A 13513-nucleotide genomic window follows, 5' to 3' on the forward strand; every position below is an offset into this window, starting at 1 on the left:
AGGGGAAGTCGAAGCACCCGCCGCAGGACGGCGCAGGGCCGCGCACCGGGGGATGACGCCGGTGCGCGGCACAGCCGACAGATTACGGGACTACTGGCCCACCCGGCCCGGTCGCAGCACCTTCGTGAACAGCACCGTGCCGTCCTGCTCGCGCAGCCGCACCGTCATCTCGGCGCTGCCGCCGTCGATGTCCACCTCGCCGAAGAACTGGTAGCCGCCCGCGGGGGAGACGTTCGAGGCGGTCGGCGCCTTCACGAAGACCCGTTCGGGACCGAAGGTGCCGTCCAGCTCGCTGGCCGGGAACGCGCCCGCGTTGAGGGGCCCGGACACGAACTCCCAGAACGGCTCGAAGTCACCGAACGCGGCCCGCGACGGCTGGTAGTGCTGGGCCGAGGTGTGGTGCACGTCGGCCGTCAGCCACACGGTGCCGGTGATCCTGCGGTGCTTGACGAAGCGCAGCAGTTCGGCGATCTGCAGCTCGCGGCCCAGGGGTGCGCCGGGGTCGCCCTGCGCGATCGCCTCGATGTGGGGCGCGCCCTCGGTGGTGTCCGGCACGACGAGACCGAACGGCATGTCCGCCGCGATGACCTTCCACACGGCTCGCGACCGCGCCAGCTCCCGCTTGAGCCACTCCAGCTGCTCGCGGCCCAGGATGCCCTGCGGGTCCACGGCCTGTTCGCCGGGGGAGTTGGCGTTGCGGTACGTCCGCATGTCCAGGACGAACACGTCGAGCAGGGGGCCCTGGTGCAGGACCCGGTGCACCCGTCCCTCGCGCGCGCCGGGGCGCAGGGAGGAGACCGGGAAGTACTCGGCGAACGCGCGCCGGGCGCGGGCCGCCAGGACGTCGACGCGCTTCTCGGTGTACCGGTCGTCCGTGTCCGCGATCACCTGGCCCGGGTACCAGTTGTTGCGCACCTCGTGGTCGTCCCACTGGACGATCGACGGGACCTGCGCGTTGAAGCGCCGCAGGTTCTCGTCGAGCAGGTTGTAGCGGAAGTTGCCGCGGAACTCGGCGAGGGTCTCGGCGACCTTGGACTTCTCCTCGGTCGTGATGTTCCGCCAGGTGCCGCCGTCGGGCAGGGCGGCCGTCTCCGCGATGGGGCCGTCCGCGTAGATGTTGTCGCCGCTGCACAGGAAGAAGTCCGGGTCCAGGGCGCCCATGGCGTCGTAGATGCGGTAGCCGCCGAGGTCGGGGTTGATGCCCCAGCCCTGGCCCGCGAGGTCGCCGGACCACACGAAGCGCACGCCGTCGCGCCGGCGGACCGGCACGGTGCGGAAGGTCCCGGTGACCGGCTCGCCGGTGCGGCGCGGGTCGTCCGGGTCGGCGAGGAGCACACGGTAGTGGATCTGCTCGCCCGGCGGCAGGCCGCGCAGCCGGGTGGTGCCGGTGAAGTCGGTGTCGCGCCCGAGCAGCGGGCCGTGCCGGCGGTGGGCATGGCGGAACGACTCGGTCGCGGACGTCTCGACGATCATCCGGGCCGGCCGGTCCGACCGCACCCACACCAGGCCGGAGTGGGAGGTCACGTCTCCGGCCTGCACGCCCCAGCCCGCCCCCGGCCGCCCGGAACGGGCGAACGCCGGCGCCGTCCCGAGGGCGGTGGGCAGGGTCAGGGCGGCCGACGCGGCGAGCGAACCGCGCAGCACGCCGCGGCGGCCGGGCAGCGGACGACGTTGTGACATGGATGCGCCTCCAGAGACGGGATCCGGCCAGTGTTCGGACCGGTGTGAAGCCAGACCTACTGGCACGGCGAGGCGCCCACGGAAATTGCGGGTGAACAACCCGGACGGCCCGAGCGGTCGTCGTTCGCGAGCGGCGGGGCCGTGTCACACCGCCCGGGCCATCCTCTCCAGCCCCGCCCGGATCCGTGCAGGCGTCAGGTGCGCGTACCCCAGCACCAGCCGCACCTCCTTGCCCGCCGCCGGACCATCGCCTGCCGGATCACCGGCCGCTGGACCATCGCCTGCCGGATCACCGGCCCCCGGGCCACCGGCCGCCCCGCCGTGCCCGTACGCCGCCAGGGTGCGCACCGCGACGCCGGCCCCGCCCACGCGCGCGAGGAAGACCTCCTCGGGACCGTACCGCTCGGGGAGCGTGACGATGGCGTGCAGGCCCGCGGCGATGCCGGTGACCCGCGCGCCGGGAAAGTACTCGGCCAGGGCGCCCACGAGGGTGTCGCGGCGCTCCCGGTAGGCGCGCTGGCAGACGCGGAGCTGGCGGTCGTAGTCGCCGCGCTCGACGAAGCGGGCGAAGAGCGCCTGGTCGAGGGCCGGATGCCCGAGGTCGGTGGTCCGCTTGCGCTCGACGACGTCGTCCGCCAGCCAGTCGGGCACCAGCAGCCAGCCCAGCCGCAGCCCCGGCGCCAGGGACTTGCTCACCGAGCCCGTATAGGCGACGCGTTCCGGATCCAGCCCCTGGAGCGCGCCCACAGGAGCGCGGTCGTAGCGGAAGTCGCCGTCGTAGTCGTCCTCCAGGACCAGGCCGTCCACGGACCGTGCCCAGTCGAGCAGTTCGGCGCGCCGCCGCGCCGAGTAGGCGATCCCGGTGGGGAACTGGTGGGCCGGTGTCGCCACCACGAGCCGGACGCCCGACGCGTACAGCGGGCCCGTGGCGAGGCCCTCGTCGTCCAGGGGGAGGGGCACGGTGCCGAGGCCCGCCGCGCCGTACAGGGCGTGGTGCTGAGGGCTGCCGGGGTCCTCGACACCGGCGGTGCGCGTCCCGCGCGCGTGGAGCACGCTCGCCAGCAGCGAGGTGGCCTGTGCCACGCCGGAGACCACCATGATCCGTTCCGGGTCGGCCACCACGCCCCGGCGCCGCGCGAGCAGCTCGGCCAGCGCGGTCCGCAGCCGGGGCAGCCCGCGCGGGTCGGGGTAGCCGAGGCTCTCGTGCTCCAGCTCCGTCAGTACGCCCCGCTGCGCGGCGGCCCACGCCGAGCGCGGGAAGAGCGACAGATCCGGTGTCCCCGGCACGAAGTCGACGCGATCGGCGGGGGAGCGCGGGGCGAGATCACGCGCGCGCGGACGGGCGGCCCGTACGGCGTCCCCCACCCACGTCCCCGCGCCCCGTCCGCTGCGCAGATAGCCCTCGGCCGTCAGCTGCTCGTATGCCTCCGTCACCAGACCCCGCGACACCTTGAGGTCGGCCGCCAGGTCCCGGCTGGACGGGAGGCGGGTGCCCGGCGCGAGCCGGCCCGAGCGGACCGCGTCGCGCAGGGCCTCCTGCAAGGCGCGGCCACGCGCGCGTGCCGGTGCCGAGGCGGCGGGCAGCAGCAACTCCCAGGCCGCGCTGCCGGCGGCGGAGCCCGGAGGGCCGTCCGGAACGGTCGACGACGTCATGAAAGAAGTCCCCCCGAACATCACGTCTGCACCACGTCTTCTCAATCATCCCCACTTTACGAGGGGTTGGACCCGCTGGTGCGTAAACCGGAGTGACAGACCACAGCGAGGGGGCAGGTTGAGGCCGCGCCCCGGAATCGTACGCGCAATCCAGGAGCGCCCGTGGACGCCAAGAACCGTTTCGAGACGAGGACCACCTTCGCTCTCTCCAGACTCGAATGGCTGGGCTTTCTCACCGTATCGCTCGTGCTCGCATTCCAGCACCTCACGGAAATCCGCTGGGCCGTCTTCGTGCTGCTGTTCGCGGTGATCGACGTCGTCGGATACCTGCCCGGCGCGATCGCCTTCCGGCGCAGCCCGGACGGACACGTTCCGCGAGCCTGCTACGTGGCCTACAACACCATGCACAGCCTGGTCACAGCTGGTGTCCTGGCCGGGGCGTGGGCGTTGTTCGTCCGGCCGGAATGGGCACTGCTGGCCCTCCCGATCCACCTCATGGGCGACCGGGCCCTCTTCGGGAACTCCCTCAAACCCTTCGGTGTCGCCTTCGAGCCGGAAACCACCCCGGAGTTCCGCAGGTTCGAGCAGCGGTACCACACGGCGGCGAATTCCGGGGAAAGCACCGCCGCGCGGACTTCCGTGGAGGACGCCGATGCCGTCCGTACTTGACACACTCGCCGCGCACAGCGACAACCCCAGTTCCTTTCTCGCCCTCAACAGCGGGAACGCGTACTTCCACGACGGCGGGTTCGACGGCGCCTGCGCCTATCGCACCTCGGGCCGCTACGTACTGCAATTCGGCGGCCCGTTCACCGCGCCGGAACACCGGGCACGCCTGCTGGACGCGTTCGCCGCCCACGCCGGCCGCCGTCTGGTCGCCGTGCAACTGCAGCGGGCGGACGCCGAGCTGTACGCGGCGCACGGCTTCACGGTCAACCAGCTCGGCGCGTCGTACGCGGTCGACCTGAGCCGCTTCACGCTGCGCGGCTCACGGTTCGTCCGGCTGCGGAACAAGATCTCGCGCGCCCGCCGGGCGGGCCTGGAGGTCGCCGAGGTCATGGCCGGCGACGACTGCGCCGAACTGGACCGGATCGACCAGTGCTGGCTGCGGGACAAGGGCCGGCACGTCAAGGAGCTGCGCTTCCTCGTCGGCCAGCGCAACGGAAGCCTGCAGCGGCACCGCCGTCTGTTCGTCGGCCGGATCGACGGCGAGACGGCCGGCTACATCAACTACTCGCCGGTCTACGGCAGCCGCTCCGGCTGGCTGCACGATCTCAGCCGGCGCCGCCCCGACGCTCCGCCCGGCGTGATGGAGGCGCTCAACGCCACCGTCATGGAGCGGCTGACCGCCGAAGGAGCGGGCTGGCTGCACTTCGGCTTCACCCCGTTCACCGGGCTCGACCCGGAGCACGAACTACCCGGTGCCAGCCGTATGTTCACCCGGTTCGCCCGTCTCCTGGCCGAGCGCGGCGACGTGATCTACCCCGCGGCCTCCCAGCTCGAGTACAAGCAGAAGTGGGCCCCGCACGTGGTCCTGCCGGAGTACATCGCCTTCCGCGGCAGGCCCCGCCCCGGCGCGGTCTGGCAGTTGCTGCGCGCCACCAACGCCCTCTGAGCCACCGCGTCCACGGCCGTCCGAGTGCCGCGCCGATTCCGTATTCATCCCACCCTGGAGGACTGCACGTCCATGAGATTCCTAGAGCGTGAACGCGCCACCCTCGCGAAGCTGCTGCCCGAACTGGACCCCGCGCTGCGCGAGGTCCCGCTGATGGAACTGGAGCGGCCGGGCAGCCCGGGCATCCGGCACTTCCGGGACAGCGGCGGTCCGGGACTGCTCGTCCCCGAGGCCCACCAGGGCCGGGGCGCCACCGCGCTCGACGCCCTGCGCGTGCAGCGGGCCATCGGCAGCCGTTCGCCGTCCCTGGCCGTGGCCACCACCATGCACCACTTCTCCATGGCCACCCTGGTCGGGCTCGGCGGCCTCGGCGACGGCTTGGAGTGGATGCTGATCGAGGGCGTGGCCTCGTCCAACCGCGTGCTCGCCTCCGGATTCGCCGAGGGCCGCAGCGGCGCGGGCACCCTCGACCCGTCGATGACCGCCACGGTGACCGCGGACGGCATCCGGATCAACGGCGTCAAACGGCCGTGCAGCCTGGCCCACTCCATGGACGTGCTCACCGCCAGCGTGATGATCCCGCGCGAGGACGGGCAGGGGGACGAACTCGCCGTGGCCCTCGTGCCCGCGGAGAGCGAGGGGCTGAGCGTCAGCGGCTTCTGGTCCAGCGCCTTCCTCGCCGGGGCCGAGAGCGAGCAGGTCACACTCACCGATGTCCTCGTACCGCCGGAACTCCTGCTGCGCACCGCGACGACCTCCGGGGAACAGCTCGACGAACTTCAGACGGCCGGTCTGATCTGGTTCGAGACGCTGATGACGGGCAGCTACCTCGGCGCCGCGAGCGCACTGGTGGAGCGGGTGCTGCTGAACGACCGCATCCCCGAGTACGAGCGCGTACGCCTCTTCGTCGAGACCGAGGCCGCCATGGCCACCGCCGAGTGCGTCGCCCGGCGCATCGACGCCGGTGACCTCGACGAGTCGGCGCTCGCCCAGGCGTTGTACGTGCGCTACGGCGTCCAGGACGCCATCGCCCGAGTCGTCCCGCGCGCGGTCGAACTCCTCGGCGGCCTCAACTTCATGACGTCCGACGAGGTGGGCCACCTGGCCGCCTGCGCCAACGGACTCTCCCTGCACCCGCCGGCGCGCTCCCGGATGACCGCCCAGTTCTCCGCGTACCTGGCGGACCGGCCACTCGCCATCGCCTGACCGCGCGCGCCCCCACCGTCCTTCGGTGGCCGAGACCCGTTGGGAGAACCCACCCCCCATGCCGTCAGACAACCAGCGTCTCGCCCTCCTGCCCGTCGGCCGTACCGGACGGCTCGACCGCCCCTCCCTGCTGCTCACCGGCGGTTCCGGAGTGCTCGGACGTGCCCTGATCGACGAGCTGTCACCCGACTTCGACCTGCTGTGCCTGCGCCGCGACACACCGTTGCGCGATCCGCGGGTGCGTGAGCTCCAGGGCGACCTGGTCGCTCCCCGGCTCGGCCTGAGCCCACGGGCCTGGCACGAACTGGCCCTCGAGGTGGACGTGGTGCTGCACTGCGCCGCCGAGACCGACTGGCGGACCCCGCCACAGGACATCACCCGCACCAATCTGCGCGGTGCCGACACCGTGCTCGACCTGGCGGCCCGGGCCGACGCCCCGTTGTACCTGGTGAGTACCGCGTTCGTGGCCAACACCCCCACCGAGGAGGACCGTCGGCACTTCCCGGGTGCGGCCGCCTACCTCGACTCCATGGCCAGGGCCGAACAGATGACACGCGAGGCGGGCGTGCCCGGCGCCATCGTCCGGCCCTCGGTCGTCATGGGTGACTCCGGCAGCGGGCGGATCGCCGGTCGGCAGGGGCTGACCAGGATGATCGGCTCGATGGTCCTGGGGCAGGCCCCGGTGCTGCCCGGAGCCCCAGCGACCCGGATCGACATGGTGCCCCGGGACTACGTCTCGCGGGCCATCGGCGACCTGGTCCGGGGCGGTGTGGCCGACGGAGAGTACTGGCTGACGGCCGGCCAGGAGGCCATGGGTCTGCGGGAGTTCGCCGACGTCTGCGCGGACGTCGCCGTACGCCACGGCCTGCCCCGGCCCCAGCGGCCCCGGTTCATCCCCGCCGATGCCGTGCACCGGCTGCTCCTTCCCATGCTGGCGGGCACCTCGCTGCCCGCGTCCCTGAGGCGGCGGCTGGAGTACTACGCGGAATTGCTGCTGGTGTTCCAGCGGGAGCTGCCGTTCGGCACCTCCCTCGGCGAACCCGACTGCGGCACCCGCCCGACCCGGACCGACCTCCGGGCCGCGCTCGTGCGCAACGCGGAGAGCTGGGCCGGGGACAGGGCCGGCCTGCTCAGCCCGAACCGATCCGCCGCGACCGCCCCCATGGAGGTGGCGTCATGACCGTGTCACCCCCGTCCACCGCGTCCACCGCGTCCACCGGGCCGTCCGCCGGGTTGGCCGCCCCGCCCTCCGAGCCTTCCGCCCCGTCCTCCGAGCCTTCCGCCCCGTCCTCCGAGCCTTCCGCCCCGTCCTGCGAGCCCTCCGCCCCGCGTGCCGGAACCGCCGCGCCGACCGGCCGGCCCGACATCGTGGACCTCTACCTGAAGCACATCGGCTCCGGCCGCGCCGTGATGGGCCGTGTCATGGGCGGCATGGCCGAGGTCCGCTCCGAGGGGGTCTGGATCCACGCCGACGACGGCCGCCGCTTCCTGGACTTCGGCGGCTACGGCGTCTTCATCATGGGCCACCGCCACCCGGCCGTCGTCGAAGCGGTGCACCGGCAGATCGACACCCACCCGCTGGCCAGCCGCGTCCTCCTCGAACCCGTCGCCGCCCGGGCCGCCCAGGCCCTGGCCGCCCACACCCCACCCGGCCTCGACTACGTCCACTTCGTCAACTCCGGCGCCGAGGCCACCGAGGCGGCCCTGAAACTGGCCCGCGCCCACGGACTCACCTCGGTGATCACCACCCGCAGCGGCTTCCACGGCAAGACCCTCGGCGCGCTGAGCGTCACCGCCAACACCACGTACCAGACGCCCTTCCAGCCCCTGCTCCCGGACGTCACCCAGGTGGCCTACGACGACCCGGCCGACCTCGAACAGGCGCTGGCCGCCCACCGCGACCGGGCCTGCGTCATCGTCGAACCCGTCCAGGGCGAGGGCGGCGTACGCATCCCCCGCCCCGGCTACCTCGGCCAGGTGCGGGCGCTGTGCCGGACGTACGGCGCCCTGCTGGTCGTCGACGAGATCCAGACCGGCATGGGACGGCTGGGCACCTGGTGGGGCGTCGACGCCGAGGACGTGCGTCCGGACGTACTGCTCGTCGGCAAGGGACTCAGCGGCGGTGTCGTACCGGTCGCCGCGATGGTCGCCACCGCGGAGGCCTACGCCCCCTTCAGCCGCGACCCCTACCTGCACACCTCCACCTTCGGCGCCTCGCCGATCGCCTGCGCCGCCGCCCTCGCCACCGTACGGGCCATGGAGGAGGAGGACACCGTGGCGCGGGCCGCCGCGCTCGGCCCGCGCATCCTCACCGCCGTACGGGACGTGTGCGCGCCGTACCAGGGCGGGCTGGTCCGCGAAGTGCGCGGCCGGGGTCTGCTGATCGGCATCGAGTTCGCCGAAGAACAGGCGGTCGGCGAACTCATGCTGGAACTCATCTCCCGCGGTGTGCTCGTCAACAACTCCCTCAACTCCACCCGGGTGCTGCGGCTGACCCCGCCGGCCGTGGTCGAGGACTCCGCGCTCGACCTGTTCCTCACCACCCTCGGCGCGGCCCTGCGCGGCACGGCCGACCGCATGACCGGCTGACACCGGCTCCTGGCGCCGGCGCCAGCCACCCGCTCCGGACACCACCGTCCGGAAACCCTCAGGGAAGGAACCGAACGACCCATGCGTCACATGGTCCTGCACGCCCTCGCCGACGGACTGGCACCCGCAGACGTCTACGCCCGCATCAGCGACTTCCGCCGCTACCCCGAGTACAGCGACACCTTCCGCGAGGTGCGCGTCGAGCCTCCGCTGCCCGACGGCACCACGGTCTCGGACTGGACCGTCGAGTTCCGGGGCGGCCTGATGCGGTGGCGGGAACGCGACACCTACTCGCCCGAGACGTACTCCATCGCCTTCGAACAGGTCAGCGGCGACTTCCAGACCTTCGAGGGGAGCTGGCGCTGCGAAGCGAGGGACGGCGGCACGCTCGTCGTCTACACCGCGGCCTTCGACCTCGGCATCCCCTCCATGGCCGAGATCCTCGACCCGGTGGCCGAGTCGACCGTGCGCACCAACATCGCCCGCGTGCTGCGGGGCCTTGCGGGCGCGGAGGTGATCGATGAGCGCGCGGCTGCGGCTGGTGGCTGACCGGGCGGCCGTCGCGGGCGCCCCGCCCCCGGTCGCCGATCCGCCGCACGAGGAGCCGCTGCACGAGGAACCGGGCCCGGGCGCGGCCCGCTGCCTCGGCCTGTACGCCAAGCTGACCGCCGGGGTGACCGTCGTGACCGCCCGCGGCGCGGACGGCCCGCTCGGTATGACGGTGTCCGCCGTCACCTCGCTCTCCGCCCGCCCGCCGCTGCTCCTTGCCTGTCTGCGCGACGGCTCCCGCACCCTCGCCGCCGTCCGCGGCCGGCGGGTCTTCGCCGTGCACCTGCTGCGCGAGGAACAGCAGGAGCTCGCAGGCCGGTTCGCGTCCCCCACCACGACCGCGGCGGAGCGGTTCGCCGGGACCGACACCCGGCAGGTGCTGGGCGTCCCCGTGCTGGCCGGCGCGCTCGCCTGGTCGGTGTGCCTGACCGAGGACGTGCGCCGCTACGGCGACCACCACCTCGTCGTCGGCCGGGTCGCCGCCGTGCACGTGGGCGGCGGACGCCCGCTGCTGTGGCACGACCGCCGGTTCGGTGCGCTGACCGAGCCGGTGCCGGACGCCGCCGGATGACCAGGCCGCCGGCCGGAACGCCGTACTGGGACGCCGCGGAGCTGCCGACGCAGCCCCAGTTGCACGGCGTGGTCACCGCGGACGTGGCCGTCGTCGGGGCCGGGCTGGCCGGGCTGTCCTGCGCCTACCACCTGGCGGAGCGTGCCCCCGGGCTCGACATCGCGGTGGTGGACGCCGAGCACCCGGCCGCCGGCGCCAGCGGCCGGGGCACCGGTCTGCTGGGCCCCCGGGCCGGCCCCGCGGTCGACCGCGCGGTGCGCCGCTTCGGCCCGCAGACGGCGCGCAGGATGCACCGGGCCAGTGAGCGGGCGGTCCGGGACGTCCTCGCCCTGTGCGCCCGGCTCGACGTGCCCTGCGGGCTGCGGACCGGTGAGCAGCTGGTGGCCACGCGGTCGTCCGCGGGCCTGGCGGCACTCGCCCGCCAGGCCAGCGCCTGCCGCGAACTCGGCCTGGACGTCCCCGTCCTCACCCCGGCCGGCATCCGCGACCGGGTCGGCGTGCCCTACCGGGCGGCACTCCTGCACCGCCCCGCCGCGACCCTCGACCCGGCCGCCCTGACCTGCGCCCTCGCCCGGGCCTGCGCCGACAAAGGCGTGCGGTTCTACGGCCGCAGCCCACTGCTGGCCCTGCGCCCCGGCGATCTGGTGGGCCCCGAGCTGGTCCTCCCGCACGGCAGGCTCTACGCCGGTCAGGCGGTGCTGGCCGTCAACTCGGCCGCGCAGGCACTGGACCTGCCGGTCGGCACCGTCCTGCCGCTCGAGGTGTACGCCGTCGCCACCGAACCGCTGAGCGCCCCGGCCTACGAGGCCCTGGGCGGGCGCGCCGGACACGCCGTCGTCGACGCCGTCCCGATGGCGCCGTACTTCCGGCTGCTCCCGGACCGGGGCCTGGTGGCGGGCGGCGGTACCGCCACGGTCCCGGCGGGTGTCGGCGCTCCCCGTCTCCAGGCCGTCAGGGAGCGTGCCTGGTCCTGGCTGGAGAGGTGGCTGCGGGCCCTGCATCCGGACCTCGCCCGGGTACGGGTCACCCACCGCTGGTCCGGCCGCATCGGCATGACGGGCGACGACCTGCCGGTGGTGGGGCCGGTGCCGGGCTACGACGACGTCTGGTACATCGGCGGCTGCTGCGGGCACGGCCTCGCCCTGTCCGTGGCGCACGGCGCGCACGTGGCCGCGGCCCTGCTGGGTGAGCCGGAACCCGGCGAACCGCTCCCGTGGCACCGTTCCCGGGCCCCGCGCCTGCCCGCACGCGGACCCGCGGGGCCCCTGCTGCGGGCGTACGTCGACGCGATGGGGCGAATCGCGCGGCACACGTGCTGACGGCGGGCGCGGCCCGCGTCCGCACCCCGGCTCCGCGGACCGCAGACCGGACTCCGCAGGGGCTCCGCGGACCGCGGACTCCGGTCCGCAGCCCCGGCCTCGCAGCCCCGCAGACCCTCAGAACCCGACCAGGAGGTTCCACCATGCGACCCGACTTCGGTACGGACGGCCGCCTGCCGTCGGCCCTCTCCATGGGAACCGCAGATGTCGCCTTCCACCTGGCGACGGGCGGCAACCCTGTGCCCCTCGCGTTCACGTTCGGGTTCGAAGGCCGTGCCCCCACCCTGGACTCCGTACGCGCGCGGGTCGCCGAACGCGTCCACCACGTCCCGGCGTTGCGCTACCGCATCGCACGGGACCGCAGGAAATTCCGGCGGGTGGACCGGATCGCGGTGGACCGGCATGTGCACGAGGCGTGGCTGCCCGAGGACACCGACGGGTCGGCGACCAGCCGCCTGATGCTGTCCCGGCCGATGAGCACGGACGACCGGCCGCCCTGGGACGTGTGGCTGGTCCACGGCCCGGCGGACCGCCACACCCTGGTCTACCGCACCGACCACACCTTCCAGGACGGTATGGGCGCCGCCTACACCACCCGCGCTCTCCTCGGAGACCACCCCGAGGGCGGACCGGCCCCACAGCGTCCGGCCCGGCCCACCGCACACGGCCTCGCGGACGCCCTGGGCGAGGTGATGGCCGCCTTCCGCGCGCCCACCCCGAAACCCGCGTTCGACGGAGATTTCACGGGCCGCGTCGACGTCTGCCACGCCGACACCCCGCTGGCCCGGCTGCGCGCCATCGCCCGCGCCCACGGCGGCACGGTCACGGACGTCTATCTCGCGGCCCTGTCCCACGCCGTCCGCACCTGGTACCTGAAGGACACCGGCTCGGCCCATCCGCCGCTGCCCGTGTCGATCCCGATGTCGGTCCGGGCCCCGGGGGAGGAGTACGCCCCGGGCAACCGCATGGTCACCGCCCGGCTCCTGCTGCCCTGCGACGAGGAGTCACCGCAGCGGGCCCTGGCCCGGGTCGTCGCCGGTACGGGCCGGCTGCGGGAGAGCCGGCGGCGCGACGCCATGCGCCTGCTGCTGTCCGCCTCCCCGCGGGCGCTCGGTGCCACCGTCGGCACCCGCCTGGTCCGCGGGGCGTTCGTGGCCGGCCCGGTGAGCAGCGTGAACTTCGGCACGGCCCTGGTCCACCAGGGGGTCGCGGCCCGCCGCTCGGCCGTCTTCGCCGGCGTCGCGTCAGGCATCCGGTGTGTGACGACGCTGACGAGCCAGCACGACACCGCGTGCCTGACCGTCGTTCACGACGAGGCCCTGGCGACCGCGGACGAACTCCCCGACCTGTGGCTCGCGGCGCTGCTGGAGCTGGAGCGGCCCTGACACGGCGCCACGCGCAGGCCCCGGACGGTGCGTCCGGGGCCTGCGCGTGGCGCCGTGTCAGGGAGTGCCGCGCAGCGTTCCGGTGGTGAGGAAGACGCTCTCCGCGGCGGCCGTGCCGATCAGCGGCAGATACGGGGAGAGGCGCTCGACCGCGTACGGCAGCGTGTACGGGTCGGCGGCCGCCGCGTCCCAGCCGTGTTCGGCCCACCAGCGTTCCGGATCGGCAATCTGCCAGTTCCAGCCCAGTCCGATCGTCGACAGGGCGTCCATGAAGGGCGCGACGAACGGGGAGGACGTGGTCGCGGAGTTCACGCACTCGGCACCGAACATGCTGCCGGGAGCGGAGAGTTCGGTCATCACGGCGACGACGGCCGCCACCTCCGGCGGCCGGAGGAAGTACAGGGGTGCCTCGCAGAGCCATGCGGTGGGCCTGCCGGGATCGAATCCCGCCGCCCCGAGTTCCTCTCCCCAGGATGCCGTGCCGTCGGCTTCGACGACGGTGCGGCGTCCGCAGGAGAGCCGGCTCCAGTCCAGTACGTACTCCTTGAAGGCCAGTACGGCCGCGTCCTCCACCTCGAAGACGTGCACCCCGGTCGGCCAGTCGAGCCGGAAGGCACGGGTGTCAAGGCCGGCGCCGAGCAGCACCACCTGGCGGCAGCCCGAACGGGCCGCGGCGAGAGCGTAGTCGTCGAAGAAGCGGGTGCGTACCACCTGCCAGTCGGGCAGCAGGCGCTGCAGCGGTCCGTCACCGGGCGGGCCCCCGTCGAACCCGGCCGCGTGGAGGAAGTCGGCTGCCCACGGGTCGCGGACGATCGGCGCGGGCCGGAGGCACTCCGCCGCGTGTGCGGCGGCCGTCCAGAGCGCCGCGCTGGGAATGCCGTGCGGGGTTGCGGCGGCCGGCGCGAACGGTGACCGCGGGCGGGTGGATTCCGGCATCGGATCTCCT

At 73.7% G+C, this 13513-nt stretch carries 12 protein-coding genes; 9 read left to right on the forward strand and 3 right to left on the reverse strand.

What is annotated here, in order from left to right; genetic code table 11:
• Window positions 1-90: 90 nt before the first annotated feature.
• The gene (locus R2E43_RS32015) at window positions 91-1680 is read right to left on the reverse strand and encodes an alkaline phosphatase D family protein (protein WP_332056787.1); all 1590 of its coding nucleotides are present in this window, start codon (window positions 1678-1680) and stop codon (window positions 91-93) included.
• A 144-nt stretch (window positions 1681-1824) separates the two neighbouring features.
• Entirely contained in the window at window positions 1825-3333 is a 1509-nt protein-coding gene (gene pdxR, locus R2E43_RS32020) for a MocR-like pyridoxine biosynthesis transcription factor PdxR (RefSeq protein ID WP_093455699.1), read from the reverse strand.
• Between the two features lie 162 nt (window positions 3334-3495).
• On the opposite strand from pdxR, the gene R2E43_RS32025 reads away from it, so the two are divergent.
• From R2E43_RS32025 to R2E43_RS32065, 9 genes are all read left to right on the forward strand, one after another.
• Entirely contained in the window at window positions 3496-4002 is a 507-nt protein-coding gene (locus R2E43_RS32025) for a membrane protein (protein ID WP_003977543.1), read from the forward strand.
• Window positions 3986-4948 (forward strand): bifunctional lysylphosphatidylglycerol flippase/synthetase MprF, encoded by a 963-nt coding sequence (locus R2E43_RS32030; RefSeq protein ID WP_003977544.1) that lies wholly within the window; start codon window positions 3986-3988, stop codon window positions 4946-4948. Before R2E43_RS32025 ends, R2E43_RS32030 begins: the two co-directional genes overlap by 17 nt.
• A gap of 72 nt (window positions 4949-5020) precedes the next feature.
• A complete protein-coding gene (locus tag R2E43_RS32035) occupies window positions 5021-6154 on the forward strand; it encodes an acyl-CoA dehydrogenase family protein (RefSeq protein WP_003977545.1) in 1134 nt (377 codons plus the stop codon).
• A gap of 58 nt (window positions 6155-6212) precedes the next feature.
• A complete protein-coding gene (locus R2E43_RS32040; RefSeq protein WP_332056788.1) occupies window positions 6213-7334 on the forward strand; it encodes an SDR family oxidoreductase in 1122 nt (373 codons plus the stop codon).
• Window positions 7331-8743, forward strand: a complete 1413-nt coding sequence (locus tag R2E43_RS32045) for an aspartate aminotransferase family protein (protein WP_265700427.1) — start codon at window positions 7331-7333, stop codon at window positions 8741-8743. The genes R2E43_RS32040 and R2E43_RS32045 overlap by 4 nt, the downstream gene beginning before the upstream one ends.
• 81 nt (window positions 8744-8824) lie before the next feature.
• Window positions 8825-9292: an aromatase/cyclase gene (locus R2E43_RS32050; protein ID WP_011027692.1), complete on the forward strand. Its 468-nt coding sequence runs from the start codon at window positions 8825-8827 to the stop codon at window positions 9290-9292.
• Window positions 9264-9863, forward strand: coding sequence for a flavin reductase family protein (locus R2E43_RS32055; protein ID WP_173668705.1), 600 nt, complete (start codon window positions 9264-9266; stop codon window positions 9861-9863). The genes R2E43_RS32050 and R2E43_RS32055 overlap by 29 nt, the downstream gene beginning before the upstream one ends.
• Window positions 9860-11182 carry an NAD(P)/FAD-dependent oxidoreductase gene (locus tag R2E43_RS32060; protein ID WP_093455698.1) on the forward strand — a complete coding sequence of 441 codons (1323 nt, stop codon included), beginning with the start codon at window positions 9860-9862 and terminating at the stop codon, window positions 11180-11182. The genes R2E43_RS32055 and R2E43_RS32060 overlap by 4 nt, the downstream gene beginning before the upstream one ends.
• Before the next feature lie 143 nt (window positions 11183-11325).
• Window positions 11326-12567, forward strand: a complete 1242-nt coding sequence (locus R2E43_RS32065) for a wax ester/triacylglycerol synthase domain-containing protein (RefSeq protein ID WP_332056789.1) — start codon at window positions 11326-11328, stop codon at window positions 12565-12567.
• A gap of 57 nt (window positions 12568-12624) precedes the next feature.
• Here the strand turns inward: R2E43_RS32065 and R2E43_RS32070 are convergent, their stop codons facing one another.
• The gene (locus tag R2E43_RS32070) at window positions 12625-13503 is read right to left on the reverse strand and encodes a class I SAM-dependent methyltransferase (RefSeq protein ID WP_003977552.1); all 879 of its coding nucleotides are present in this window, start codon (window positions 13501-13503) and stop codon (window positions 12625-12627) included.
• Window positions 13504-13513: the final 10 nt, after the last annotated feature.

This window comes from Streptomyces violaceoruber (assembly GCF_033406955.1).
Lineage (GTDB): Bacteria > Actinomycetota > Actinomycetes > Streptomycetales > Streptomycetaceae > Streptomyces > Streptomyces violaceoruber.